Raw genomic sequence first — 24,294 nt, 5'->3', positions numbered from 1 at the left:
ACCATGAGCACGAAGGTCGCCGATCTGTTCGTCCGGGCGCTGGCGCAGGCCGGCGTGAAGCGCATCTACGGCGTGGTCGGCGACAGCCTCAACGGCCTGACCGAGGCCCTGCGCCAGGACGGCTCGATTGCCTGGATCCACACCCGCCACGAGGAGAGCGCCGCCTTCGCGGCCGGCGCCGAGGCGCACCTGACCGGCGCGCTCGCGGTCTGCGCCGGTTCCTGCGGGCCCGGCAACCTGCACCTGATCAACGGCCTGTTCGACGCGCACCGCTCCCGCGTGCCCGTGCTGGCCATCGCGGCCCAGATCCCCTCGGCGGAGATCGGCCGCGCCTACTTCCAGGAGACGCACCCGCAGAACCTGTTCCAGGAATGCAGCCACTACTGCGAGTTGGTCTCCTCGCCGGCCCAGCTGCCCGGCGTGATCGAGACCGCGATCCGCGTCGCCGTCGCCGAGCGCGGGGTCGCGGTGGTGGTGATCCCCGGCGATGTCGGCCTCATGGCCATGCCGGGCGGGGCGCCCGACCTCTCGGCCGCCCTGGTGCCGCCCCCGCCCGTGGTGCGCCCGCGCGACGCCGAGCTGGACGCCCTCGCCGGGATGCTCAACGCGGCCGGGCGCGTGACCCTGTTCTGCGGCCGCGGCTGCGCCGGCGCCCACGCGGAGCTGCTGCAGCTCGCCGAGGCGCTGAAGGCCCCGGTCGTCCACGCGCTCGGCGGCAAGGAGCACGTCGAGTGGGACAATCCCTACGACGTCGGCATGACCGGCCTGATCGGATTCTCGTCGGGCTACCGGGCGATGCTCGACTGCGACACCCTGCTGCTGCTCGGCACCGGCTTCCCCTACCGCCAGTTCTACCCGGAGGACGCCAAGGTCGCGCAGGTCGACCTGCGGGCCGGGAGCCTCGGGCGCCACTGCCGGATCGACCTCGGCCTGATCGGCGACGTCGGCGCGACCATCACGGCGCTGCTGCCGCGGCTGCAGGCGAAGACCGACCGGGCGCATCTCGACGACAGCCTCGCCCATTACCGCAAGGCCCGCGCCGGGCTCGACGCGCTGGCGGTGGGCAAGCCCGGCGGCAAGATCCACCCGCAATACGTCGCCCGGACGCTCAGCGAGGCGGCCTCCGAGGACGCGGTCTTCACCTTCGACGTCGGCACGCCGACGATCTGGGCGGCGCGCTACCTCGCCATGAACGGCAAGCGCCGGCTGATCGGCTCGCTCAACCACGGCTCCATGGCCAACGCCCTGCCGCAGGCGATCGGCGCGCAGGCGGCCTATCCCGGGCGGCAGGTCATCTCGTTCTCGGGCGACGGCGGCTTCGCCATGCTGATGGGCGACCTGCTGACCCTCAACCAGCACAGGCTGCCGGTGAAGATCGTGGTGCTGAACAACGGCACGCTGGGCTTCGTCGAGATGGAGATGAAGGCCGCGGGCTTCCTCGAGACCGGCGTCGCGCTGGTGAACCCGGACTTCGCCGCCATGGCGAGCGGGGCCGGCATCTTCGCCCGGCGCGTGGAGGATCCGGCCGCGCTGCCGGACGCGATGCGCGCGATGCTGGACCACGACGGCCCGGCGCTCCTCGACGTCGTCTCGGCCCGCCAGGAACTGTCGATGCCGCCGAAGATCGGCCTCGAGCAGGCGACGGGCTTCGGGATGTGGCTCGCCAAGGCGGTGATCGACGGGCGCGGCACCGAGATCATCGACCTCGCCAAGACCAACCTCTGGCGCTGAGGCGCCCTTCCGAAGCCGGAGCTCTGCCCGATGATCCGCTGCGTACGCATCTGGACCGGTGACGACGACAATTCCTACTTCGCGGAAGGTGTCATCGACCTGCCCCACGGCGAGCGCGGCGACATCCTCAGCGGCACGACCGACGTGGTCTCGATCTCCTTCCGCGAGACCCAGGCCGGCGGCACCTACGCGTGGCACGCGGCGCCGACCCGGCAGTTCGTCATCACCCTGCGCGGCACCCTCGACTTCCAGACGAAGGCCGGGGCGCACTTCACGATCCGGCCGGGGGACATCCTCATCGCCGAAGACACGGCCGGCTCCGGCCATTCCTGGCGCCTCGTCGACGACGAGCCCTGGTGCCGGGCCTACGTGATCCTCGCCCCCGGCGCCGAGGCCAGGCTCCCCTTCGTCCCGAACAAGACCGCCTGAGGAGGGGCCCGATGGCCGACACGAGCGACGACGACAATCCCGACGTGGTGCTGATCGGCGCCGGGATCATGAGCGCGACCTTCGGCACGGTCCTGAAGGAGCTGGAGCCCTCGCTCAGGATCGCGATGTTCGAGACGCTGCACGACTGCGCGCAGGAGAGCTCGGAGGGCTGGAACAACGCCGGCACCGGCCACGCGGCCAATTGCGAGCTGAACTACACGCCCCAGCGCCCCGACGGCAGCGTCGACATCGCCAAGGCCCTGGAGGTCAACACCGAGTTCGACATCTCGCGTCAGCTCTGGGCGCACCTCGTGCGCAAGGGCGCGATCCCCGATCCCCGCGCCTTCATCCATCCCTGCCCGCACATGAGCTTCGTCTGGGGGGCCGAGAACGTCGCCTTCCTCAAGGCGCGCTACGCCGCGATGTCGGCGCACCACTGCTATCACGGCATGGAGTACAGCGAGGACCCGCAGGTCATCGCCGGCTGGGCGCCTCTGATCATCGAGGGCCGCGCCCCCGGCGAGCCGATCGCCGCCACCCGGATCGTCACCGGCACGGACGTCGATTACGGCGCCCTCACGCACCTGCTGGTCGGGCAGCTCGCGGCGCAGCCCGGCTTCGCCGTGCACTACAACCGCAAGGTCGTCGCCCTCGACCGGGTCGACGACGGCCGCTGGGCGGTGACCGTCGAGGACACCTACGACGCCACGCGCCGGACCGTGACGGCCAAGTTCGTGTTCATCGGCGCGGGCGGCGGCTCGCTGCCGCTGCTGCAGGCCTCGAAGATCCCGGAGGGGCGCGGCTACGGCGGCTTCCCGGTCTCGGGCATCTGGCTGCGCTGCGACGTCGACGCGGTCAGCGCGCGCCACCACGCCAAGGTCTACGGCAAGGCGGCCTCGGGCTCGCCGCCGATGTCGGTGCCCCACCTCGACACGCGCATCATCGGCGGCAAGCGCTCGCTGCTGTTCGGGCCGTACGCGGGCTTCTCGTCGCGGTTCCTCAAGCACGGGTCGCTCACCGACCTGTTCACCGCGCTGACGCCGCACAACGTCGTGCCGCTGCTCGACGTCGCCAAGGACAACGTCGCGCTCACCGAGTACCTCGTAGGCCAGGTGCTCCAGAGCTCCGACCACCAGTTCGCGACCCTGAAGCAGTTCTTCCCCAAGGCGCTGAAGCAGGACTGGACGTCGGCGGTGGCCGGCCAGCGGGTGCAGACGATCAAGCCGACCGGCCGGTCGAACCCGCTGGAGGAGGGCTACCTCGAATTCGGCACCGAGCTGGTGGCCGCGGCCGACAACTCGATCTGCGCGCTGCTCGGCGCCTCGCCCGGCGCCTCGACGGCGGCCTACATCGCGGTCGAGGTCCTGGAGAAGTGCTTCGCCGACCGGCTGACGCCGGACGCCTGGCTGCCCCGCCTCAAGGCCGTGATCCCGACCTACGGCATCGACCTCAAGCAGGACGCCGAGGCCTGCCGGCGCAGCCGGGCCGAGACCGCGCCGGTCCTGCGGATCGACAACGTCTGACAGTTCCGCGAGGCGCGGTTCCCCGCGCCCCGCCGGCGGACATCTGAGGGGGCGACGCGCCCGCTCCGGGGCGGCGGACCGGCGAGCTTCGGCCGGAGGGAGGACCGATGGACATCTCCGCCCTGATGCTGTCGCGCATCCAGTTCGCCTTCACGGTCTCGTTCCACATCATCTTCCCGGCCTTCACGGTCGGCCTGGCGGCCTGGCTCGCCTTCCTCCAGGCGCGGGCGATGATCTCGGGCGAGCCGGTCTACGACCGCCTGTTCGACTTCTGGCTCAAGATCTTCGCGGTCGCCTTCGGGCTCGGCGTCGTCTCCGGCATCGTCATGGCGTTCCAGTTCGGGACCAACTGGAGCGAGCTCGCCCGCCGCACCGGCCCGATCCAGGGGCCGCTCCTCGGCTACGAGAGCTTCACGGCCTTCGCGCTGGAGGCCTCGTTCTTCGGGGTGCTGATGTTCGGCCGCAGGCGGGTGCCGCGCTGGTTCTACCTGTTCGCCTGCCTGATGGTCTGCCTCGGCACCAGCCTGTCGTCGTTCTGGATCCTCGTGAACAACTCGTGGATGCAGTACCCGACCGGCTTCGCCCTCCGGCCGGACGGCGTGTTCGTGCCGACCGACTGGTGGGCGATCATCTTCAACGGGGTCGTCTGGGTCCGCTTCCCCCACATGGTCCTGGCCGCCTACGTCACCACCAGCTTCTGCGTGGCGGCGACGGGCGCGTGGTCGATGCTGCGCGGTCGGGACCGCGCCGAGGCCCGCGCCATGGTCCGGATGGGGCTCGGCCTCGCCGCGGTCCTGGTGCCGCTGCAGCTGTTCTTCGGCCACCTCACCGGCGACTACGTGGTCAAGCACCAGCCCTCGAAGATCGCCGCGATCGAGGGCCACTGGGAGAGCCGGGCGCCGGCCGGCGAGATCCTGTTCGCGTGGCCCGACGAGGCGCAGGAGAAGAACCACTTCGTCATCGCCCTGCCGGCGCCCGCCGGCAGCCTGATCGACGACGGCACCCTCACCGGCAAGGTGATCGGCATCAAGGACATCCCCAAGGCCGACCGGCCGCCGGTGCTGATCCCGTTCTTCGCCTTCCGCATCATGGTCGGCTGCGGGCTGCTGATGCTGGCCCTGGCCTGGGGCGGGATCGCCTTCTACGCCACCGGGCGGCTGGAGCGGGCGCGCTGGCTGCAATGGGCGATCTTCCTGTCGTTCCCCTTGGGCTTCGTCGCGACGCTGACCGGCTGGTTCACCGCCGAGGTCGGGCGCCAGCCCTGGACGGTCTACGGCCAGCTGCGCACCGCCGACGCGGCGACGCCGTTCCTGACCTCCCCGCAGGTGGCGACCTCGCTCGCCGTGTTCGGCGCGGTCTACGCGCTGATCTTCGCGGCCGGCACCGTCTACATCTACCGCATGCTCAGGGCCGGCATCCTGCCGACGCCGGCCCATGTGGGGAGCGCCGCCAACCCCAAGCGGCCGCTCGCCGTGCCGGGCAACAGTCCCGGCACCCCCAGCAGCAATCCGGCGGAGTGAGCGGCCGTGATCGAATTCTGGGCCGCCGCCCTCGCCCTCACCCTGATGCTCTACGTGCTGCTCGACGGGTTCGACCTCGGCGTCGGCATGCTGTTCGGGATCGCCCCGGACGAGACCGCGCGCCGGCACATGATGCAGGCGATCGCCCCCGTCTGGGACGGCAACGAGACCTGGCTGGTGCTCGCCGCCACGATCCTGTTCGGCGCCTTCCCCACGGTCTACGCGCTGCTGCTCTCGGCCTTCTACCTGCCGCTCCTCCTGATGCTCGCGGCCCTGATCCTGCGCGGCGTCGCCTTCGAGTTCCGCTACAAGTCCCGGCGGCTGCGGCGGGTCTGGGACGCGGGCTTCGTCGGCGGCTCCGCCTGCGCGGCCTTCGTGCAGGGCGTGACGGTCGGGGCGCTGGTGCAGGAGCTGCCGGTGCGCGACGGGCTCTACGCCGGCGGGGCGTTCACGTGGCTCACGCCCTTCTCGCTGCTCTGCGGTCTCGGCCTGTGCCTCGGCTACGCGCTGCTCGGCGCCGCGTGGCTGTGCGGCAAGACCGAGACCGACGTGCGCGACCTCGGCTTCCGGCTGCTGCCGCGGCTCCTGCTCGGGGTGCTGGTCTTCCTCGGCGCGGCCTTCGCGTACGCGCTGGCGATGAACCTGCGGGTGCTGCACCGCTGGCTCGAGCGGCCCGAGATGCTGGTCCTGCCCCTCGTGGGGGCCGCGGCCTGCGCCGGGCTCCTCTACGCGGCGCGGCGCCGGAACGACGCCCTGCCCTTCCCGCTGGTGGCGCTGATCTTCGCCGCCGCCTTCGCGACGCTCGCCGCCTCGTTCCTGCCCTACATGGTGCCGTTCAGCGTGACGGTGACCGAGGCGGCGGCGCCGGAGGCGAGCCTGTCCTTCATGTTCTGGGGGGCAGGCGTCGTGGTCCTGCCGATCACCCTGATCTACACCCTGGTGGTCTACCGGGTGTTCAAGGGGAAGGTCGACGTCGCCGAGCATTATGACTGAGCCCGCGACCGGACACCCGGACCCGCCCCGGCCGGTGAGGCCGCGCCGTGGCCGGTGAGGTCGCGCTCCCCGACGACGCGCCCGGCCTCCTGCAGCGCGCCGCCGCGTGGTGGCCGCGCGAGGCGGCCGAGGCCGTGCGCATCGCGCTCACCGCCATCGCGGCGGTCTGGCTCGCCATGTGGCTCGAGCTGGCGCTGCCGCACTGGGCCGGCTGGACGGTCATCTCGGTGACGCTCGCCACCCGCGCGGCCTCCCTGCGCAAGAGCCTGTGGCGGGCCGGCAGCACGCTGGTGGGCGTCACCGTCGCGATGGTGCTGGTGGCCAATTTCGCCCAGGCAACCCTGGCCTTCGACCTCGCGCTGGCCCTGTGGATGGGCCTGCTCACCGCGGCCTCCAGCGTCGAGAGCGGCCAGCGCGCCTACGGCTTCGCCTCGATGGGCTTCACCGTGCCGATCATCGCGCTGGCCGACGTGCAGAACCCCGAGGCCGTGTTCCAGATCGGCGTCGACCGCTGCTCGACGATCCTCCTGGGGATCGGCTGCGCCTACGCGTCGAACGTGTTCGTGGCGCCGGGCGTCCCCGCCGTCAGCCGCGCCCTGGCGGGGCGGCTCGAGGCGGCCGCCGCGGCCTGCGATGCCTGGATGGCCGCCCTGCGGCGGGGCGAGCGGCCCGGCCCGATGCCGATCGCCGCCGTCATGACCCTGGGCGAGGAGGTCACCGACGCGTTCACCGAGCAGCCCTCCCTCCGCTCCGGCGGCCGCGGCATCCGCAACGCCGCGCCCCGGCTGCGGCGGGTGCTCGCCGCGGGCCTGCTGCGGGCGCTGCTGCCGGACCGGCCGGGATCGCGCTCGACCGACCTGATCGGGGCCGGCGGGGCGATCGCCGTCCGGCAGATCGGGCGCGTCCGCGTCTCGGCCCGGCTCCTGCGGGCCGGGGGCCGCGTGGGCCGGCGGCGGGTGCCGTTCCGCCCGCACCTGCTCCTGTGGAACGACCTGGACTGGGACGGCTGGCACGCCTTCGACAACGGCCTGCGCACCGCCGCCGCCGTCCTGCTCGTCAACGGCTTCTGGTACGTCACCGGCTGGTCGCACGGGGCCGGCGCCGCGACCTGGGCGAGCCTCGTCTGCGTCCTGCTCGCCGCCCATGCCGACCCGCGGGCGGAATCCCGCGCCTTCCTGGTCGGCGCGCTGCTCGCCGGCGTGGTCGGGCTGACCCTGCGCTACACCCTGCTGACGACCACCGGGAGCTTCGCGCTCCTGGCCGCGGTGCTGCTGCCGGTGGCGATGCTGGCGGTGGTCGGCCGCGCCGACAAGCGCGCGATCTACGGGATCGGCTTCGGCTTCTTCGTCTTCGGCGTGCTCGATCCCAAGAACCCGATGACCTACGACCTCGCCGACTCGCTCAACACCGTGCTGGCCGAGCTGCTCGGCATGGCGGTGGCGGCGATCGCGTTCGCCGCCCTGCCGCCGCCCGTGAGCGCCGCGACCCTGCGGATGCGGGCCCGCCGGCGGCTGGTCCGGTCGGTGCGCGGCGCGGCCCTCGACCCGGCGCCCCTGCTGCCGCCCCTCGACCGCTACCTCGCCCGGGGCTTCGGCCGGCTGGCCCTCATCGGCGCGGACGACGCGGCGGCCCGGAGCGGCGAGCGCCTGCTCGTCATCGGGCTCCTGCTGCTCGCCCTGCGGGAGACGGACGACCGGGAGGGCCGCCGCGTCGGCCGGGCGGTCTGGGCGCGGCTCGCCGCGCCCAGACCGGCGGGGCCGGAGACGGCGCCGGATCCCTTGCGCGATCTCGCCGACCGGGCGACCCTGCCGCTCCAGGCGGAGCGCATCGGGGCGCTGGCCGCCCTCGTGTCGGATCTCGACCGCGCGGGCTGGCCCAACCTCGATCCGGGAGGGCGGGCGTGATCGGCGTGGTCGGGTTGCGGGCGGTCGACGTGCTGGGGCTCTACGTCGAGCCCGCGGTGATCTGCCTGCTCGCCGCCCTGGTGATCACCTGGGGCCTGCGCTGGATCCTGGACCGGATCGGCATCAACCACCTTGTCTGGAACCGCGCCCTGCTCGACTTCAGCCTCCTGACCGCCGTGACGGCGCTGCTGATCCTGTCCCTGCGCGTCCAGGGTCCGTGACATGGCCGCGAACCCGCGATCGTCCCTGCGCGACTGGCAGCCGCCGCCCGCCTACAACGTCGCCGCCACTCTGCTGGCGCTCGCGGCGGCCGTGGGCCTCGCCTACCTCGCCTTCCTCTACTACGCCTACACGCCCTGGACCCGGGACGGGCGCGTGCGCGTCTACACCGTGCAGGTGGCGCCCGAGGTCTCGGGCACGGTGGTGGCGGTCCGGGTCCGCGACAACCAGTTCGTCCGCAAGGGCGACGTGCTGTTCGAGATCGACCCCGGCACGTTCAGGAACGCCGTGACCCAGGCCGAGGGCGCCCTCGCCAGCGCACGGGCGCAGGCCGGATACCTCGCGGGGATCGCGCGGCGCACCGCCGATCTCGACGATCTCGCCACCACGCCGGAGCAGAAGCAGACGACCAGCGGGCAGGCGCAAGCCGCCCAGGCCAGCGTGGTCCAGGCGGAGGGCGCCCTGGCGCAGGCGCGGCTCAACCTGGAGCGCACGACCCTGCGGGCCACCGTGAACGGCTGGGTCACCAACCTGCTGCTGCAGGAGGGCGGGTTCGCCGCCACGGGGCAGCCGGCGCTGACCCTGGTCAACGGCGACAGCTTCTGGATCGAGGGCTATTTCGAGGAGACGCAGCTCCCGCGCATCGGCGAGGGCGACGCCGCGCGCGTGTCGCTGATGGCGTGGCCGGACCGTCCGATCCGGGGCCGCGTCACCGGCCTCGGCCGCGGGATCAGCGTCGCCGACGCCGCCCCGGGCGTCCAGGGGCTGCCGACGGTCAACCCGATCTTCACCTGGGTCCGGCTGGCGCAGCGGGTGCCGATCCGGGTCGAGCTCGACGACGTGCCCTGCCCGATCGTGCTGGCGGCCGGGATGACGGCGAACGTCGCGATCCTGGCCGAGAAGGCCGGACCGCCGGACGCCCTGCCGCCCGACCGGCGCACCGGCGCGGCCGCCGGCCGGCGCTGCGACGGGGCGCCGGTCGTCGAATCGCGGCGCTGAGAGCCCGCGTCGGGCCGCACCGTCCGGGAAAGCCGGGGCGTCTCGCCGCGTTAGACCGGCAGGCGCGCCGACGCGCGGCGCCCGCGATCGCGACGAGGATCCGATGGACTACAGGCAGTTCGGACGCTCCGGCCTCACCGTGCCGGTGCTCAGCTTCGGCACCGGCACCTTCGGCGGCACGAACGAATTCTTCCAGCGCTGGGGGCAGACGGACGTCGCCGAGGCGACCCGCATGGTCGATCTCTGCCTCGATTCCGGGGTCAACTTCTTCGACACGGCCGACATCTACTCCGGCGGCGCCTCGGAGGAGATCCTGGGCCAGGCCCTGAAGGGCAAGCGCGGCCGGGCACTGATCTCCACCAAGGCGACCTTCCGGTTCAACGACGACCTGAACCAGGTCGGCTCCTCGCGCTACCACCTGATCCGCGCCTGCGAGGCCAGCCTGAAGCGGCTCGGCACCGACCATATCGACGTCTACTTCATGCACGGCTTCGACGCGCTCACGCCCGTGGACGAGACGCTGCGGGCGCTGGACGACCTCACCCGCGCGGGCAAGATCGGCTATATCGGCGCCTCGAACTTCTCGGGCTGGCAGCTCATGAAGGCGCTCGCCACGTCCGAGCGCCACGGGCTCGCCCGCTACGTCGCCTACCAGGGCTACTACTCGCTGATCGGCCGGCACTACGAGTGGGAGCTGATGCCGCTCGGCCTCGACCAGGGCGTCGGCCTGATGGTCTGGAGCCCCCTGGGCTGGGGCCGCCTCACCGGCAAGATCCGCCGCGGACAGGCCAACCAGAGCGGTCGCATCGCCGCCGGCGGCGCCGAGGGCGGGCCGCCCGTCTCCGACGACTACCTGTTCGGCGTGGTCGACGCCCTCGACGCCGTGGCGGCCGAGACCGGCAAGACGGTGGCGCAGGTGGCGCTCAACTGGCTGCTGACCCGGCCGACCGTCTGCAACATCGTGGTCGGCGCCCGCAACGAGGAGCAGCTGAAGCAGAACCTCGGCGCCCTGGGCTGGACCCTGACGGCCGAGCAGGTCGCCCGCCTCGACGCGGCGAGCCAGGAGACGCCGATCTACCCGTACTGGCACCAGCGCGGCTTCGACGAGCGCAACCCCAAGCCGACTCCCTGGTAGACCGCCGCCTCGGCCGGGACGATCAGGCGTCGATCGGAAACGATGCGTTTCGATCGTTTCTGTTTCAACTCACTCGGTCCCGGTCCAGGATGCCTGCGGATGGCGGGCCGGCTCGCGACGGCGTCGGCCCGGCCCTCCCCCCGCGCGAAGGAGCAAGGCGATGAGCTGGCACAGTGCCGAGGACCCGATCCCGGGCGACCATTTCAGCTGCGACGCGATCCGAACCCTGATCGTGCCCCGCTCGCGCGATCTCGGCTCCTTCGCGGTGCGGCGGGCGCTCCCCTCCACTGAGTGCCGGATGGTCGGCCCCTTCATCTTCTTCGACCAGATGGGCCCCTCGGAGTTCCTGCTCGGGCAGGGCATGGACGTGCGGCCGCACCCGCATATCGGCCTCTCCACCGTCACCTACCTGTTCGACGGCGAGATCATGCACCGCGACAGCCTCGGCACGGAGCTGCCGATCCGGCCGGGCGAGCTGAACTGGATGACCGCCGGCCGCGGCATCACCCACTCGGAGCGCACCGCCCCGACACTGCGTCAGACCGGCTCCCGGCTGTTCGGCATCCAGAGCTGGGTCGCCCTGACGGACCGGGACGAGGAGAACGCCCCCGCGTTCGAGCACTACGACGCCGCCGCGCTGCCGGTCCTCACCGGCGAGGGCAAGACCGTCCGGCTGATCGCCGGCGAGGCCTTCGGGGCGCGCTCGCCGGTCCGGACCTCGAGCCCGATGGTCTACGCCGACGTGGCGCTCGAGGCCGGCGCGGTCCTGCCCCTCGATCCGACCTACGACGAGCGGGCGATCTACACGGTCGCGGGCGCCATCGAGATCGCCGGAGACGGCTTCGGCCCCGGCCAGCTGCTGGTGTTCCGGCCCGGCGACCGCATCAGCGTGCGCGCCCTGGACTCGGCCCGCTTCATGGTGCTGGGCGGCGAGCCGATGGACGGTCCGCGCCACCTGTGGTGGAACTTCGTCTCGTCCCGGCCCGAGCGGATCGCGCAGGCCAAGGAGGATTGGCGCCAGGGCCGGTTCGACACCGTGCCGAACGACGCCGAGTTCATCCCGCTGCCGGAGGACCCGCAGCCCGTCCGCTACCCGTGAAACGGGCCGCGCCCCGACTGTCCCGCGCGGCACCCGCGCGGGCATCGCCGCACCAACGCAACCCTAGCGCGAACATTAAGGAGTTGTTAACCATTTTCCGTCGGTGTGAGACGGACCCCGATGCCTCACCGAAGGCTTGCGCTGCACCCTGTCGGCAGGACGCGTGATGGAACAGACGAAGCACCCCAAGGCCGAGGCGCTGGACCAGATCGACGCCGTCGCGCGCGAGGCCCGCGAGCCGACGACCCGGATCCGCACCGGCAACCTCGTCCTGCTCGCCGCGGACGAGCGCGTCTCGGCGCAGGGGCGCAACCAGAACCCGTCGCCGGTCGAGCGCTGGCCCGACCTGCTGGAGCGGGTGCAGGGCGCGGCGCGCTACATCCGGGACGTCGAGGACCGGGCGCAGGAGCAGGAGTCGCACGTCCAGCAGCTGCTGCGGCAGGTGCGCGCCGACATGGACGCGGCCCGCGCCCAGGTGCTGGCGGCCGAGCGGGAGACCCACGAGGTCCACGCGCAGGCCATCAAGCTGATCCAGGCCGCCGAGGACCGGGCCGCGGCCGCCGAGGAGCGGGCCGCGGCGGCGGAGCAGATGCTCCAGCGCATCGCCGAGACGATCGACGCGGAGTTCGTGATGCAGCCGGGCGGGCAGGCGGCCGGGCAGGCGGCCGGGCAGGCGGCCGGGCAGGCGGGCGGCACCCAGGACGCCCGCACCCGGGCCTCCGCGACGCGGGCGGCCTCGTGACGGGCGCGGGTCCGGCGGGGTCGCCGCGGCGATGAACGCGGCGTTCTGGGCCGAGCTCGATGCCCGCATCGCGCGCGCCCGCGATGAGCCGGCGGAGCCGGCCCCGGCGCTCGCCGACGGCCCCGGGACGGCCGACGCGCTGAGCCCGGCGGCGCCTTCCGGAGCGCCCCCCGAACCCGCCGCGGATCGCCCGTCGCGGCCGGTGTCGGACTGGAGCCAGATCCTCGACACGCTCTCGGCCGCGACCGTCGCGGCCCAGGCGCAGGATCAGCGCCTGCGCCGGCAATCGACCACCTGCGAGACCCTGGCCGCGGATCTCGAGGCCGCCCAGCAGGAGATCCAGACCCTGAGGGCGCTTCTGGAGGAGACGCGGGCGCAGGCGGCGCGGCAGATCCACGAACGCGAGACGGAGGCCGACCGGCGCGTCCGGGAGGCGGAGGCGCGCGCCGAGGCCGCGACCCTGCGGGCGGCGGCGGCCGAGGACTGGCTGAGGCGGATCGAGCAGGCCAGCCGGGACCTGCGGCCCGACGGGCGGCACGCGGCCGCCTGAGGCGGGGAGCGCCGGCCGGCGCGGAGGCGACCGGGCGTCGGCCGCGAATCAGCGGCGACCTGACGGGGCCGGTCGGCTCAGGCGGCGCGCTCGCTCGGCACGCCGAGGCCGATGGAGCGCGCCAGCGCGGACCGACGCTCGGCATATTCCTGCGCGACCATCGGATAGTCCGCCGGCAGACCGTAGCGCTCGCGGTAGCTCTGGGGGTGCAGGCCGTGGGCCGTGAGGTGGCGCTTGAGCGTCTTGTAGCGGCGCCCGTCGATGAAGCTCACGATGGCGTCGGGCCGGATCGAGTTGCGGATCTGCGCAGCGCTGGGCCGGTCGCGCAGCGCGTCCAGATCCGCCGCCGCGATCGACGCCTCGCCGCGGTTGGCGAGCGCGGTGATCGCGTCGTGACACTGCGCGATGAGGGCCGGGAGATCCCCGGCGGAAACCCGATTGTTCGATACGTAGGCAGCGACGAGCCCGGCCGTCAGCTCGATATTGGTTTGCGGGCTGACGAGGGTCGAATCGGACACGGTCTAGGCTCCTGGGAAGGTCAAGAACCTTCATAAGTCGGCCCGCGCCGTTGCGCTTGCCTGAGAGCGTGCTACCGTTTTCCCGAGCGCGCGCGGCGAAGCATGAATACAAGAAGTTGCGATGAGGACTTTGTTCTCGACGGCGGATTTCAAGCCGAAAGACAGTTTCCGTCTCTGGCGTGAAACGATCTTCGAGCGCATCGTGCCGGTCGAGCTGACCCCTGCCACGGCACACGCCTTCGCCGGCACCCTGGAGGCCGCCGAGGTCGGACCGCTGCTGATCACGCGCGTGACGCAGAGCGCCGTCACCACCGTCGCGACCCCGGACACGATCCGCCGGCACGGCAAGCACGAGACCCTGAACGTCGCGATCACGCTGAAGGGCCGCGTGTACAGCGCGCAGGACGACCGCACCGCCATCCAGAATCCCGGCGACATCGTCGTGATGGACCGGCGGCCGGCCACGATGGCCTCCGACGTCGACACGCAGACGCTGTTCGTCGAACTGCCGCGCGAGTCGCTGGAGCGCGCCCTCGGCTCGACGCGCCGCTTCACGTCCCTCACGATCGGCGCGGATCAGGTCGGCACGTCGATGGTCACGACCTTCTTCCAGGAACTGGTCCGCAATGCCGGGCGGCTGACGCCCGACATGTCGAACCGCATGGCGTCGGTCGGCATCGATCTCATCGTCGCGAGCATCGCGGAGCGCCTCGCGCACGACACCCCCAAGAACATCCAGGGCGTCCTGATCTTCCAGCGCGCCCTGGCGCATATCGAGGCCCATCTCGGCGACCTGAACCTCGACCCCGCCCGGCTCGCGGCGGCCGTGGGCGTGTCGCTGCGCCACCTCCAGGCCCTGTTCCGCGAGCAGGACAGGAACATCGCCGACTGGATCTGGCGGCGGCGCCTGGAGATCGCCGCGCAGCGTCTGGCCGATCCCGGCTTCGCCCATCTCGCCGTCGGGGAACTGGCCTATAGCTGCGGCTTCTGCACCCAGAGCCATTTCAGCCGACGTTTCAAGGACAGCTACGGGATCTCACCGAGCGAGTACCGGTGGCGCAACCGGAGCGCGCCCGAACTCGTCGGCTGACGATCCGCTACTGCAGGACGGCGCCCGCCGTGTTCGCGCGGATCCATCCCGGAGCGAGGATGTCGCCGCCCTCGGTGATGATCCAGGGATTGGCATCCTCGGCGTCGATCGCCGCGATCGCGGCGGCGAGGGCTGCCCGCAGCGTGGGGAAGTTGTGTGACACGGCCACCCGGGCGGGCGCGTAGCCCGGCCAGAGGGTCAGTTCGGCGGGCCTGTCGAGGTCGGTCGGCATCATGGGTCGCGCGGGGCTGGGAGAGCACGCCGTCCGGGTCGCGGGCGTGCGGGAAAGGGGCGGAGGACGCGTGCGGTCAGGCGGTTTTCGGCTTCGGCCGGGGCACGCGCACCTCGACCATCTGTCCGGTCATCGGGTTCAGGATCAGCATGACAGCACGTCTCCGGTGGACCTGCCCGTAGAACGCCCGCCGATCGCGCCCGGATCGGGGCGGTCGGCGCAATTGTGCGGTTTGGGTAAACCAACCGTTCACCGTGGCGGCACGCCGTTCATCCGCCCCGTATCCGCCGGAGGCTACAACCGAGCGTCGTGCAGGCGGAGGGCCGCGCACGTACCGTTTTAGGCGTAGGAACCGGCGGAACGCTGCCGCCCGACACCGGGATCGGATGCCGCACCGATCCGACGCGCTCCGTCGCGAAGGCCGTCCCGCGGGCAGACAAAAGCCCGCCGCGGCAGGACCGGGCGGGCGAAGTGGCGGCATAGGGTCGGGAGGTTCGCCGTGGCGGCGACCTGCCATTCTGCCCATGACAGCCGCATGACAGGCGCGTGACTTGTCGCGCGGCCGTCGCGTGACACACGGCCGGTCGGGTCAGGCCCGTTCCGGCTCCGCCAGCAGGATGGCGGCGCGGATGGCGGCCCGGCGCAGCCCGGCATCGGCCCAGGGCTGATCGATCAGCGTCCGGGCGAAGGGATGCGAGGCCACCGCCGCCGCGGGGTCGATGCGGAAGCCGTCCCCGAACGCCACCGAACCGGGCGTGGGATCGGCCAGATAGGCGTCGACGACGGCCGAGACGTCGTCATCGACGATATCCAGGGTCGTGAACAGGTCGAGAGTCATCGGGCGCTTCGCCATGGCGGCGCTATAGCCGCGCCACCGCGACAGGATCACGACTCCCCTGCCGCTCTCTGCGCCGCGGTCAGGACGCGCTCGGCCCGACCATCGCGGTGGAAGAGGCAGATGAGAGACGTAGCGCTGGAAATACCATCGCGTCCGCTCGTGCTCGCTCGGGGCGGGCAAGGCGGCCACGCGGCAGACGCGGGGATTGAGGCGCTGCGTGATCCGCTCGATCACCCCGCCCTTGCCGCCCGAGTCGCGGCCCTCGAGCAGCACGACCACGCGCAGCTTCCGATCCTGCACCCAGTCCTGCCGGGGGACCAGCTCGTGCTGCAGCCGGAGCCGTTCGCGGACGTGGACCTTGCGGTCGAGGCGACCGGGCGGTGCGCCGCCGTGGTCCGCCGCCAGCCGGTCGAGGCGCTCCTCCTCGAGCCCGAGGCCCGGCTCCTCGTCGCAGCTGTCGGCGAGGTCGCGCCGGATCGCCTCCAAGGTGGCATCCGGGGTGGCATCCGGGGTGGCGTCCAGGACGGCGCTGTCGTCGGGCCGCAGCGCCGGTCCTCCTGCGCGTCGCGGGACCGAGCCAGGGCAGTGTTCCGTGACACGCCTGAGAAAGCGCCGCGCCGCCGGCGGCCGTTCCCGTGTCGCGCCGGTGATCGTTCCGTCATACGGTTCCGCCACCGATCAGGGCGACCGGAGATGCGTCATGGCTGGAGAAGCGACGAGGGCCGCGCCGAAGCGTCGGCGGGACGATCCGGATCCGGCGCGCGCCGAGGGCGAGAAGGTCGGCGCGCGCATCGATGCCGCCTTCGAGAAGCTCGCCGGGAAGCTGCGCGCCCGCGCCGACAAGGCCCACGCCAAGCTCGACGCGGCGACGAAGGCCGACAAGCGCGCGGTGCTGCTGCGCCGCTACGAACTCTACGCGGACGCGGCGGCCTATCTCGAAGAGCGGCTCGTCGATCGCGGGGAGCGATCCGCGTGATCTCCATCGACCCGGCCGGGCGCGCCGCCGCCCACCGCAGCTGACCGCGAGGATTCCATGTTCGACGCGACGAAGATGCTCGCCGACGCCCTCGGCGAGCACCTCGCCCTCACCTACCAGCGGACCTTCGGCAGCCGGGAGCCGCGCTACGCCGAGATCATCGAGGCCGCGGCGCGCCTGACGATCGAGCGGCTCGTCGGGAGCGACGCCCTCTACCACGACGGCGACCACACGGCCCTCGTCACCCTGGTCGCCCAGGACATCCTCCGCGGCCGCTTCCTGCAGCAGGGCATCACGCCCGAGGACTGGCTGCACATGATCCTGGCCGCCCTCTACCACGACATCGGCTACGTGCGCGGCGTCTGCGCCGGGGACCGGCTGCAGGCCTTCGTCATCGACGCGCAGGGCACGACCGTCAGCCTGCCCCGGGGCGCCTCGGACGCGGCGCTGGCGCCCTACCACGTCGAGCGCTCGAAGCTCGCCGTGCAGGAGCGCTTCGGCACGCACGATCTCGTCGACGCGGCCCGGGTCATCCGGGCGATCGAGCTGACCCGCTTCCCGGTGCCGGAAGCCGATTCCCATCGCGAGACCGGAACCGAGGCCGGCCTGTTGCGGGCGGCCGACCTGATCGGTCAGCTCGGAGACCCGCTCTACCCGCGCAAATTGAACGCCCTGTTCCACGAATTCGCCGAGATCGGCGTCAACGCCGAACTCGGCTACGACAGCCCGGCCGACCTCGCGGAGCGCTACCCGTCGTTCTTCTGGGGCAAGATCGAGCCCGTGATCGGGGACGCGATCCGGTTCCTCGACCTCACGGTCGAGGGGCGGGGCTGGGTCGCGAACCTCTACGCCCACGTCTTCGCCATCGAGCACGACCGCCGGCGCATGGGCCCGCATCCGGGACCGGGCCCCCTCTGAGGCCGCGGCGACCTCAGGGGACCGCGACGAGCTTGGTCAGCGCCCGGACGAGCTCCGACGCCACGAACGGCTTCTCGAGGATGGGCCGGCTGGCTCCGGCCGAGGCGCCGGAGACCCGCACGTCGCCGGTGGCGAACAGGTACGGCACGCCGAGGACGCCCAGCCGGTCGGCGACCGGATAGACGGTGTCCCCGTCCCCCAGATTCACGTCGAGCACCGCGGCGTCGGGCTTCCGCTCCGCGATCAGATCCAGCGCGAGATCGGCGCGCGAGACCGGACCGATCACCTCGGCCCCGGCGCTGCGCAACCAGCGTTTGACCTCGCTGGCGATGAGATACTCGTCCTCGACGACGAGGACGCGGCACCCCGAGAGCGGGGGAACAGCCTCGGGCACGACCCCTCCCGTCCTTGCGCGACCTTCAACCGCGATCCCGCGCAACCACCGGAGGTTCGCCCGTCCAGAGGATCGGCCGCGCGCTCGAAAGCGTGGCCCCACCCGGCTGTGTCGGAGGAACGTCGGGGCGGGGCCACACCGACGGCGAACCGTCGGCGGATCGAGCATGTCACCGGTCGCGCCGGCGCGAACTTACCTGTGTCAGATCCCGCGCCGCAAGTCTCAGCGATCCGATTTCGGCAGCAGGTTGCGGGCCTCTTGCACGGCGTCCCGGCAGCCCTGGTCGCCCTTCGCGTTGAGGTCGACGGCGCGCTGGAGGGCGGCTTTGGCCTGCGAGACCTTGTCCTCCGACGCGAGGCCCGGCGCGGCCTTGGCGTCGCCGCCCTGCGCGGCCGCGGCGGCCGCGGCGGCCGCCGTCGGCCGGTTCTCGGACTGGCGCCGGACATCGTCCGGCGAGGTCGCGACCCGGCCGCTCGCCACGTCGTCGGCCTGCCCCTTGCCGCTCGCCGCCCCGACCGGTCCCGACACACCGCCCACGGTGCCGGGCGTGCCGCCGCTCTCGCGGGAGGCCCCGCCCTTCTGGGCGCGGTCCGTGTCGGGCGTGCCGACCGGCTTGGCCGCGCTACCCGTGGTGGTGCCCGTGGTCGTGCCCGTGGTCGTGCCGGCCGTCTGCCGGCTCGCGGCGTTCTCCGGCCCCTTGCGCTGCCCGTAATCGGGCTCGGAGGTGGGTGCCCCCATCCCGACTTGGTTGCCCATGTCCCGCCTCAGCTGGGCGATGGCGTCCGTGCAGGGGCCGCCCTCCTGGGCGAGGGCGGCGGCCGGGATCGTGGTGAGGGCGGTCAGGGCCGCGGCCCCGCGAAGTAGGTTGAACAGGCGCATACAGGTTCCCTTCAGACGCTTGGGATCACCTGTGGTTCAACCCCCGCTTCTCGGCGTTGTTCGGCGCCCGGCCGCGCTCATGCGGGTGGCGGGGCGCCGGGCGGGAAGAAGCGGTTGGCCGGTCGCGCGAGGCCGAGATGGTCGCGCAGCGTCGTTCCCGCGTAGTCCCGGCGGAACAGCCCGCGCCGCTGCAACTCCGGCACCAGCCGGTCGACCACGTCGTCGAGCCCCTCGGGCACGAACGGGAACATCACGTTGAAACCGTCGCAGGCGCGCGTCTCCAGCCATTCCTCCATCCGGTCGGCCACCTGCGCGGGCGTGCCGACCATCTGCAGGCCGCCGTAGCCGCCGACCTTGCGGGCGAGCGCCCGCACGGTCGCGCCGGTGCGCCGGGCGTAGTCGACGATCTGGGCCTGCCCGCTCTTGCTGGCGTTGCTCTCGGGGAGCTCCGGCAGCGGCGCGTCGAGGTCGAAGCCCGTCGCGTCGACGCCGAGGCGGACCGAGAGGTTGGCGAGGCCGCTGTCGGGATGGACGAGGTCGTCGAGGCGCGCCTTCTTGGCCCGCGCCTCGTCCTCCGTCTGGCCCAGGACGACGAAGCAGCCGGGCAGGATCTTGAGCTGGTCCGGGTCGCGCCCCGCCGCCGGCATCCGACCCTTCACGTCGGCGTAGAAGGCTTGCGCCGCCTCCAGGGTCGAGCCCGCGCCGAACACCATCTCGGCGGTCTCGGCGGCGATCTGCTTGCCGGCCTCGGAGGCGCCGGCCTGGACGATCACCGGCCAGCCCTGCACCGGCCGGGCGACGTTGAGCGGGCCCTTCACCTTCAGGAAGTCGCCGCGGTGGTCGAGGACGTGCATCTTCGCCGGATCGAGGAACAGGCCGCTCGCCGGATCCATCGTGAAGGCGTCGTCGGCGAAGGAATCCCACAGGCCGGTCACCACGTCGAAGAACTCGCGGGCGCGGGCGTAGCGGGTGGCGTGTTCCAGATGCGCGTCGCGGCCGAAGTTCAGGGCCTCGTCCGGGTTGCCGGAGGTGACGAGGTTCCAGCCGGCCCGCCCCTTCGAGATGTGGTCGAGGGAGGCGAACTTGCGGGCCACGTGGTAGGGCTCGTTGTAGGTGGTCGACGCGGTGGCGATCAGGCCGATCCGCTCGGTGAGCACGGCGAGCGCCGGCAGCAGGGTCAGCGGGTCGAACGACGTCATGGTGGCCGAGCGGCGGAGCGCCGCCACCGGCATGTTCATCACCGCCAGATGGTCGGCCATGAAGAACGCGTCGAACTTCGCGGCCTCCAGCCGCCGGGCGAAGTGCGCCAGGTGCTCGAAGTTGAAGTTCGCGTCCGGATAGCCGCCCGGATAGCGCCACCACGCGGTGTGGATGCCGACCGGGCGCATGAAGGCGCCGAGATGCAGCTGGCGGTCCCGGCTCATCGCTCTCCGCTCCGGTCTCTCACGGATGCTTGTGGATCGGGTCGACCCAGTACACGGTCTCGGGCGCCTCGGCGGCCTCGACGTCGGGCAGGTTGACCACCACCGCCTCGTTGTCGGAGCGCACCAGCACGCAGTGCAGGGGCTCGTCGGTCGAGGCGTTGATCTCCTGGTGCGGCACGAAGGGCGGCACGAAGATGAAGTCGCCCGGCCCGGCCTCGGCGACGTATTCGAGCCTGTCGCCCCAGCGCATCCGGGCGCGGCCCGAGACCACGTAGATCACGCTCTCCAGTTCGCCGTGGTGGTGCACGCCGGTCTTGGCGTCGGGCTGGATCGCCACCGTGCCGGCCCAGATCTTCTGGGCGCCGACCCGGGCGGCGTTGATCGCCGCCTGCCGGTACATGCCGGGCGTCTGCGCGGTGTTGGCGTCGAGCCGGTCGCCGGGGATCACCCGCACGCCGTCGTGCTTCCAGCGCTCGGACGCCCCGTGGTCGTGGGCGTGGGCGTGGTCCTGCGCGTGGCCATGTTCGTGCGCGTGGCCGTGGTCGTCGCCGCTGTCGTGCATGTCGGATCCTCCCGCGCCATCATTGCACGGCGGCGGCGGTTTGCGAGACGCTCGTGTCGAGGATCGCCTCGGCCCGCGGCGCGCGGGCCTTCGGGATCAGCCCGGCGCGGACGTAGAGATCGATGCTGCGCTGCTCGTCGGCGATCACGGACGCGTCGATCGGGACGGCCCGGTAGGCGGCGCGGCCGAACCAGCGCAGCGGCACCGCCTCCGGCAGGCCGATGAGCTTCGACCAGACGGACGCGTAGGGCTTCGGATCCGTCAGGGCCCAGGCCCGGGCGCGGGCGAGGCGCGCCCCGAAATCGGCGAGCAGCGCCCGCTTGGTCCGGATCGCGTCGTCGCTCGCCACCGCGAAGGTCAGGCCCGGGGTGATGCCGTTGCCGTCGCGGATCACCCGGACGAGGCCGGCGAGCTCCGCCGTGGAGGTGTAGGGCTCCCAGGTCGACCAGGCGTCGACCGCCCCGGAAGCCAGCGCGATCTTGGCGTCGGCCGGCGGCAGGAAGCTGAAGGTCACGCTGTCGGCGGGCAGCCCCGCCTCCTCCAGCGCCGCCAGGACCACCTGATGGCCGATCGAGCCGCGGTTCGTCGCGACGCGCTTGCCCTTCAGGTCGGCCACGGTGCGCAGGGGCGATTCCTTCAGGACCAGGATCGCCAACCCGTCCTGCCGGTTGCGGAAGGCCAGGAAGGCCTTCACCGGCACCCCGGCGGCGGCCGCGAACGTGAAGGGCGCGTCGCCGACGCCGCCCGCGTCGATCGCGCCGGCGTTCAGCGCCTCGAGCAGGGGCGCGGCCGCCGGGAACTCGCTCCAGTCGAGCCGGTAGGGCAGCCCGTCGAGCACGCCGGCCGCCTCCATCAGCGCGCGGGCATTGCCGCGCTGGTCGCCGACCCGCAGCACGTCCTGGGCCTGCGCCGGCCGGACCGCCAGGATCGCCAGCAGGGCGAGGATGACGGCGCGCATCAGGCGGCCTCGGCGGCGCCGCGGCGCCCGAGGGCGTCCCGGAAGGCGGGCAGCAGCGCCCGGCCGTACTGGAGCGCGTCCTCCAGCGGGTCGAAGCCGCGGATCAGGAAGGTCCGCACGCCCAGGTCGTGATAGTCGAGCAGGGCGTCGGCGACCTGCTCGGGGGTGCCGACCAGGGCGGTCGAGTTGCCCGCCGCCCCGGTCTCGGCCGCGATGGCGGTGAACAGGCGCTTGTCGTGGCGCGGCCCCGCGGCGGCGGCCGCGAGGAGCCGCCGGGAGCCCTCGTTCTGCGGCGTCGCGGCCGGGCCGAGCCCCCTGGCGGCCCGGACCGCCCGCGTCCGGGCCAGGGTGTCCTCGGCGCGCTCCCAGGCGCGCGCCTCCGTCTCGGCCAGGATCGGCCGGACCGACAGGCTGAAGCGCGGCGCCCGCCCGTGGGGCGCGGCCGCCGCCCGCACCCGGCCGATCAGCTCGGCGACCTGCGCGTGCGTCTCGCCCCAGAGGGCGTAGGTGTCGGCGTGGCGGCCGGCCACTGCCAGCGCCGCCGGCGAGGCGCCGCCGAAATAGACCGGGATCGCGTTGACCGGCTTCACCTCGGAGAAGCCGCGCTCCACCCGGTAGTGATCGCCCGCGTAGTCGAACGGCTCCGCGGCGGTCCAGCTCTGCCGGACGATGTCGAGGAACTCCCGGGTGCGGGCGTAGCGCGCGTCCTTGGTGAGGTGGTCGCCGTCCTGGGCGAGTTCCCGGTCGTCGCCGCCGCTGATCACGTGGATCGCGACCCGGCCGCCGGTGAGCTGGTCGAGGGTCGCGAACTGCCGCGCCGCCACGGTCGGTGCCGTGAATCCGGTGCGATGGGCGATCATCAGCCCCAGCCGCTCGGTCACGGCGGCGACCTGCCCGGCGAGCAGGAGCGCGTCCGGCGTGGTCGCGTGGAAGGCCACCAGCACCCGGTCGAACCCGCCCCATTCGTGCGCCTGCGCCAGGAGCTTCAGGTAGTCGCGGTCGATGGCCGGCCCCGCGGCCGGGTGGATCTCGGAGGTGTGGCGGGGCGCGACGAAGCCGATGAACTCGACGGCGTCGGGGGGAAGCAGGCTCATGGGGCGATCTCCGGGTCGAGGGCGGGTTCAGGCGCCGAGGGCGTCCCTGCCGGCGGCGGCGCGGACGGCGTCCCCTTGCGGCCAGTGGATGCGCGCGCACAGGACGTCGCGCAGGTGCCGCTCCAGCGGGTTCGCCCGGGACAGGGCGGCGTTGCCGCACAGCTCCGCGGCGCGCTGGACCGCCGCGACGGCGTTCTCCGTTGCCGTGAGCTTCACGAATCCGGACTCGCGCGGCGGCGGGGGATGTCCCGCGTCGACCTCGGCGGCGAGCCCGGCGACGAGGCGCGCGTTGACGGCGAGCAGCCGCTCGTTCTCGCCGACCGCCTCGTGGAAGCGCGGCAGGCTCGCCAGCGGCGCCCCGAGGCTGCCGGGCCGGCGCGCCCGCAGGAAGCCGATGAACCAGTCCTGCGCCGCCCGGGCCACGCCGTCGTAGAGGGCGGCGAGCAGGGTGCAGCTCCAGGCCTGCTGCCAGGGATCGGGCCCCGACCAGCCGCCCGGCGGCCGCAGGTCGACGGCGTGGTCCCCGGGGATCGGCACGTCCGTGAAGTGGACGTCGTGGCTGCCGGAGGCGCGCAGGCCGAGATGGTCCCAGGTCTCCGCGATGCGGATGCCCGGCGCGTCGAGCGGCACCAGGACGTTGCCGGTGCGCGGCTCCGCCTCGTCGGTGCGGACGAAGACGAGGCCGTAGGCGAGCCCCGGCGCGCCGGTCGCGTAGATCTTGTGCCCGGAGATCCGCCAGCCCGCGCCGTCGCGGCGGGCGACCGTGGCCGGCAGGCCGCCCCGCGCGGGCGTGCCGAGTTCGGGCTCGACCCGCAGGGCGTTGATCAGCGCCCCCCGCGCCACCGCCGCCGCGCCGACCGCGTCGGCGAGCGCGCGCGGCCACGGGGTATCCGGCCGGTGGATCAGCCCGTGCTGGAGATACTGCATCGCCACGACCAGGGCGGTCGCCGGGTCGGCGGCGCCGAGCGCCCGCACCAGAGCGGCGGCCCGCGCGAGGCCCACACCGCCGCCGCCGAGACGCCGCGGCACGGTGAGAGCCAGGAGCCCGGCCTCCCGGAGCGCCGCGAGGGAGTCGTGCGGGAAGGTCCCCGCGCGGTCGTGGTCGGCCGCGCGGGCGGCGAGCCGCCCGGCGAGGCTGCTGACGATGTCGGGGGGCGGGACGGCGACGGTCATGGGGTGTTCGGCGACGTGATCGGCGGGCGGCCGCGCGGCGCCATCCCGGGAGCCGCGATGGTCCGCCCGGACCCGGATCGCGTCAACGGAATGCCGTTCCGAATATTCATGGATCGGCAGGAGGATGTTGCCGCGTCGTCGGTCGGCGAAGAAGAACGTGTCTCCGCCCACAGGGGGCCGGCATCGAACCTTTCCCCGTCATCGTTCGGTATCCCATCATCGAGAGACAGACGAACGACGCCCCGTGCCGATGAGCCGAGCCGCCCGAGCGCCGCGCGACGGCGCCGATCCGTGAATGATCTTACCCGATCGCGCGAAAATAGAGGAAACGCTTTCGTTGACTCGGTCTCGCAGCGATCGAATACTCGGCACCCTGATCCCTCGACGGATCATT

At 72.8% G+C, this 24,294-nt stretch carries 25 protein-coding genes; 15 read left to right on the top strand and 10 right to left on the bottom strand.

Going from position 1 to position 24,294, the window contains the following annotated elements:
• The first annotated feature begins 3 nt into the window (after nt 1-3).
• The 12 genes from poxB (at nt 4) to BKE41_RS24830 (ending at nt 12,844) form a co-directional block, all read left to right on the top strand.
• Nucleotides 4-1,731 carry a ubiquinone-dependent pyruvate dehydrogenase gene (gene poxB / locus BKE41_RS24885; protein ID WP_012321775.1) on the top strand — a complete coding sequence of 576 codons (1,728 nt, stop codon included), beginning with the start codon at nt 4-6 and terminating at the stop codon, nt 1,729-1,731.
• Between the two features lie 30 nt (nt 1,732-1,761).
• Nucleotides 1,762-2,160, top strand: coding sequence for a hypothetical protein (locus BKE41_RS24880; RefSeq protein WP_071000240.1), 399 nt, complete (start codon nt 1,762-1,764; stop codon nt 2,158-2,160).
• Between the two features lie 11 nt (nt 2,161-2,171).
• Nucleotides 2,172-3,683 carry a malate dehydrogenase (quinone) gene (gene mqo / locus BKE41_RS24875; protein ID WP_071000239.1) on the top strand — a complete coding sequence of 504 codons (1,512 nt, stop codon included), beginning with the start codon at nt 2,172-2,174 and terminating at the stop codon, nt 3,681-3,683.
• 107 nt (nt 3,684-3,790) lie between these two features.
• On the top strand, nt 3,791-5,203 hold the full coding sequence (locus BKE41_RS24870) for a cytochrome ubiquinol oxidase subunit I (RefSeq protein ID WP_012321772.1): 1,413 nt from the start codon (nt 3,791-3,793) through the stop codon (nt 5,201-5,203).
• A 6-nt stretch (nt 5,204-5,209) separates the two neighbouring features.
• Entirely contained in the window at nt 5,210-6,196 is a 987-nt protein-coding gene (gene cydB / locus BKE41_RS24865) for a cytochrome d ubiquinol oxidase subunit II (protein WP_012321771.1), read from the top strand.
• Between the two features lie 47 nt (nt 6,197-6,243).
• Complete coding sequence (locus tag BKE41_RS24860) at nt 6,244-8,100, top strand: FUSC family protein (RefSeq protein ID WP_029359516.1); 1,857 nt, start codon at nt 6,244-6,246, stop codon at nt 8,098-8,100.
• Nucleotides 8,097-8,321 carry a DUF1656 domain-containing protein gene (locus tag BKE41_RS24855; RefSeq protein ID WP_012321769.1) on the top strand — a complete coding sequence of 75 codons (225 nt, stop codon included), beginning with the start codon at nt 8,097-8,099 and terminating at the stop codon, nt 8,319-8,321. Before BKE41_RS24860 ends, BKE41_RS24855 begins: the two co-directional genes overlap by 4 nt.
• Before the next feature lies 1 nt (nt 8,322).
• Nucleotides 8,323-9,318 carry an HlyD family secretion protein gene (locus BKE41_RS24850; protein WP_012321768.1) on the top strand — a complete coding sequence of 332 codons (996 nt, stop codon included), beginning with the start codon at nt 8,323-8,325 and terminating at the stop codon, nt 9,316-9,318.
• A 103-nt stretch (nt 9,319-9,421) separates the two neighbouring features.
• Entirely contained in the window at nt 9,422-10,453 is a 1,032-nt protein-coding gene (locus BKE41_RS24845) for an aldo/keto reductase (RefSeq protein WP_012321767.1), read from the top strand.
• A gap of 160 nt (nt 10,454-10,613) precedes the next feature.
• Nucleotides 10,614-11,552 carry a pirin family protein gene (locus BKE41_RS24840; RefSeq protein ID WP_024828537.1) on the top strand — a complete coding sequence of 313 codons (939 nt, stop codon included), beginning with the start codon at nt 10,614-10,616 and terminating at the stop codon, nt 11,550-11,552.
• A 166-nt stretch (nt 11,553-11,718) separates the two neighbouring features.
• On the top strand, nt 11,719-12,294 hold the full coding sequence (locus tag BKE41_RS24835) for a hypothetical protein (RefSeq protein WP_071000238.1): 576 nt from the start codon (nt 11,719-11,721) through the stop codon (nt 12,292-12,294).
• A gap of 31 nt (nt 12,295-12,325) precedes the next feature.
• On the top strand, nt 12,326-12,844 hold the full coding sequence (locus BKE41_RS24830; RefSeq protein WP_012321764.1) for a hypothetical protein: 519 nt from the start codon (nt 12,326-12,328) through the stop codon (nt 12,842-12,844).
• Between the two features lie 77 nt (nt 12,845-12,921).
• Here BKE41_RS24830 and BKE41_RS24825 read toward each other — a convergent pair whose 3' ends face one another.
• A complete protein-coding gene (locus BKE41_RS24825; protein ID WP_012321763.1) occupies nt 12,922-13,362 on the bottom strand; it encodes a MucR family transcriptional regulator in 441 nt (146 codons plus the stop codon).
• A 121-nt stretch (nt 13,363-13,483) separates the two neighbouring features.
• Here BKE41_RS24825 and BKE41_RS24820 point away from each other — a divergent pair, with 121 nt between their 5' ends.
• A complete protein-coding gene (locus tag BKE41_RS24820; protein ID WP_058606319.1) occupies nt 13,484-14,452 on the top strand; it encodes a helix-turn-helix domain-containing protein in 969 nt (322 codons plus the stop codon).
• A 7-nt stretch (nt 14,453-14,459) separates the two neighbouring features.
• On the opposite strand, the gene BKE41_RS24815 is transcribed toward BKE41_RS24820, so the two are convergent.
• Entirely contained in the window at nt 14,460-14,687 is a 228-nt protein-coding gene (locus BKE41_RS24815) for a hypothetical protein (RefSeq protein WP_012321761.1), read from the bottom strand.
• A gap of 586 nt (nt 14,688-15,273) precedes the next feature.
• A complete protein-coding gene (locus BKE41_RS32270; RefSeq protein ID WP_012321760.1) occupies nt 15,274-16,008 on the bottom strand; it encodes a hypothetical protein in 735 nt (244 codons plus the stop codon).
• A gap of 214 nt (nt 16,009-16,222) precedes the next feature.
• On the opposite strand from BKE41_RS32270, the gene BKE41_RS24805 reads away from it, so the two are divergent.
• Nucleotides 16,223-16,498, top strand: a complete 276-nt coding sequence (locus tag BKE41_RS24805) for a hypothetical protein (RefSeq protein WP_012321759.1) — start codon at nt 16,223-16,225, stop codon at nt 16,496-16,498.
• Between the two features lie 57 nt (nt 16,499-16,555).
• Nucleotides 16,556-17,416 carry a hypothetical protein gene (locus BKE41_RS24800; protein ID WP_012321758.1) on the top strand — a complete coding sequence of 287 codons (861 nt, stop codon included), beginning with the start codon at nt 16,556-16,558 and terminating at the stop codon, nt 17,414-17,416.
• Nucleotides 17,417-17,429: 13 nt separating this feature from the next.
• On the opposite strand, the gene BKE41_RS24795 is transcribed toward BKE41_RS24800, so the two are convergent.
• From BKE41_RS24795 to BKE41_RS24765, 7 genes are all read right to left on the bottom strand, one after another.
• Nucleotides 17,430-17,810 (bottom strand): response regulator, encoded by a 381-nt coding sequence (locus tag BKE41_RS24795; protein ID WP_012321757.1) that lies wholly within the window; start codon nt 17,808-17,810, stop codon nt 17,430-17,432.
• A gap of 222 nt (nt 17,811-18,032) precedes the next feature.
• A complete protein-coding gene (locus BKE41_RS24790) occupies nt 18,033-18,689 on the bottom strand; it encodes a hypothetical protein (RefSeq protein WP_071000237.1) in 657 nt (218 codons plus the stop codon).
• A 77-nt stretch (nt 18,690-18,766) separates the two neighbouring features.
• A complete protein-coding gene (locus BKE41_RS24785; protein ID WP_071000236.1) occupies nt 18,767-20,113 on the bottom strand; it encodes an LLM class flavin-dependent oxidoreductase in 1,347 nt (448 codons plus the stop codon).
• A 19-nt stretch (nt 20,114-20,132) separates the two neighbouring features.
• Entirely contained in the window at nt 20,133-20,675 is a 543-nt protein-coding gene (locus BKE41_RS24780) for a cupin domain-containing protein (RefSeq protein WP_024828543.1), read from the bottom strand.
• A gap of 19 nt (nt 20,676-20,694) precedes the next feature.
• On the bottom strand, nt 20,695-21,633 hold the full coding sequence (locus tag BKE41_RS24775) for an ABC transporter substrate-binding protein (protein ID WP_071000235.1): 939 nt from the start codon (nt 21,631-21,633) through the stop codon (nt 20,695-20,697).
• The gene (locus tag BKE41_RS24770) at nt 21,633-22,727 is read right to left on the bottom strand and encodes an LLM class flavin-dependent oxidoreductase (protein WP_071000234.1); all 1,095 of its coding nucleotides are present in this window, start codon (nt 22,725-22,727) and stop codon (nt 21,633-21,635) included. Before BKE41_RS24770 ends, BKE41_RS24775 begins: the two co-directional genes overlap by 1 nt.
• Nucleotides 22,728-22,754: 27 nt before the next feature.
• The gene (locus BKE41_RS24765) at nt 22,755-23,900 is read right to left on the bottom strand and encodes an acyl-CoA dehydrogenase (RefSeq protein WP_071000753.1); all 1,146 of its coding nucleotides are present in this window, start codon (nt 23,898-23,900) and stop codon (nt 22,755-22,757) included.
• Nucleotides 23,901-24,294: the final 394 nt, after the last annotated feature.

This window comes from Methylobacterium sp. C1, assembly GCF_001854385.1.
Classification (GTDB): Bacteria; Pseudomonadota; Alphaproteobacteria; order Rhizobiales; family Beijerinckiaceae; genus Methylobacterium; species Methylobacterium radiotolerans.
This window is presented reverse-complemented; position numbering and strand designations above follow the sequence as displayed.

Excerpts from the sequence above, each read along its gene's own strand:
- BKE41_RS24835 (WP_071000238.1), top strand. The coding sequence starts at position 11,719 with ATGGAACAGACGAAGCACCCCAAGGCCGAGGCGCTGGACCAGATCGAC.
- BKE41_RS24815 (WP_012321761.1), bottom strand. The coding sequence starts at position 14,687 with ATGATGCCGACCGACCTCGACAGGCCCGCCGAACTGACCCTCTGGCCG.
- BKE41_RS24805 (WP_012321759.1), top strand. The coding sequence starts at position 16,223 with ATGGCTGGAGAAGCGACGAGGGCCGCGCCGAAGCGTCGGCGGGACGAT.
- BKE41_RS24880 (WP_071000240.1), top strand. The coding sequence starts at position 1,762 with ATGATCCGCTGCGTACGCATCTGGACCGGTGACGACGACAATTCCTAC.
- BKE41_RS24870 (WP_012321772.1), top strand. The coding sequence starts at position 3,791 with ATGGACATCTCCGCCCTGATGCTGTCGCGCATCCAGTTCGCCTTCACG.
- BKE41_RS24820 (WP_058606319.1), top strand. The coding sequence starts at position 13,484 with ATGAGGACTTTGTTCTCGACGGCGGATTTCAAGCCGAAAGACAGTTTC.
- BKE41_RS24780 (WP_024828543.1), bottom strand. The coding sequence starts at position 20,675 with ATGCACGACAGCGGCGACGACCACGGCCACGCGCACGAACATGGCCAC.
- BKE41_RS24770 (WP_071000234.1), bottom strand. The coding sequence starts at position 22,727 with ATGAGCCTGCTTCCCCCCGACGCCGTCGAGTTCATCGGCTTCGTCGCG.
- BKE41_RS24850 (WP_012321768.1), top strand. The coding sequence starts at position 8,323 with ATGGCCGCGAACCCGCGATCGTCCCTGCGCGACTGGCAGCCGCCGCCC.
- BKE41_RS24785 (WP_071000236.1), bottom strand. The coding sequence starts at position 20,113 with ATGAGCCGGGACCGCCAGCTGCATCTCGGCGCCTTCATGCGCCCGGTC.
- poxB (WP_012321775.1), top strand. The coding sequence starts at position 4 with ATGAGCACGAAGGTCGCCGATCTGTTCGTCCGGGCGCTGGCGCAGGCC.
- BKE41_RS24840 (WP_024828537.1), top strand. The coding sequence starts at position 10,614 with ATGAGCTGGCACAGTGCCGAGGACCCGATCCCGGGCGACCATTTCAGC.
- BKE41_RS24800 (WP_012321758.1), top strand. The coding sequence starts at position 16,556 with ATGTTCGACGCGACGAAGATGCTCGCCGACGCCCTCGGCGAGCACCTC.
- BKE41_RS24845 (WP_012321767.1), top strand. The coding sequence starts at position 9,422 with ATGGACTACAGGCAGTTCGGACGCTCCGGCCTCACCGTGCCGGTGCTC.
- BKE41_RS24790 (WP_071000237.1), bottom strand. The coding sequence starts at position 18,689 with ATGCGCCTGTTCAACCTACTTCGCGGGGCCGCGGCCCTGACCGCCCTC.
- mqo (WP_071000239.1), top strand. The coding sequence starts at position 2,172 with ATGGCCGACACGAGCGACGACGACAATCCCGACGTGGTGCTGATCGGC.
- BKE41_RS24775 (WP_071000235.1), bottom strand. The coding sequence starts at position 21,633 with ATGCGCGCCGTCATCCTCGCCCTGCTGGCGATCCTGGCGGTCCGGCCG.
- BKE41_RS24765 (WP_071000753.1), bottom strand. The coding sequence starts at position 23,900 with ATGACCGTCGCCGTCCCGCCCCCCGACATCGTCAGCAGCCTCGCCGGG.
- BKE41_RS24830 (WP_012321764.1), top strand. The coding sequence starts at position 12,326 with ATGAACGCGGCGTTCTGGGCCGAGCTCGATGCCCGCATCGCGCGCGCC.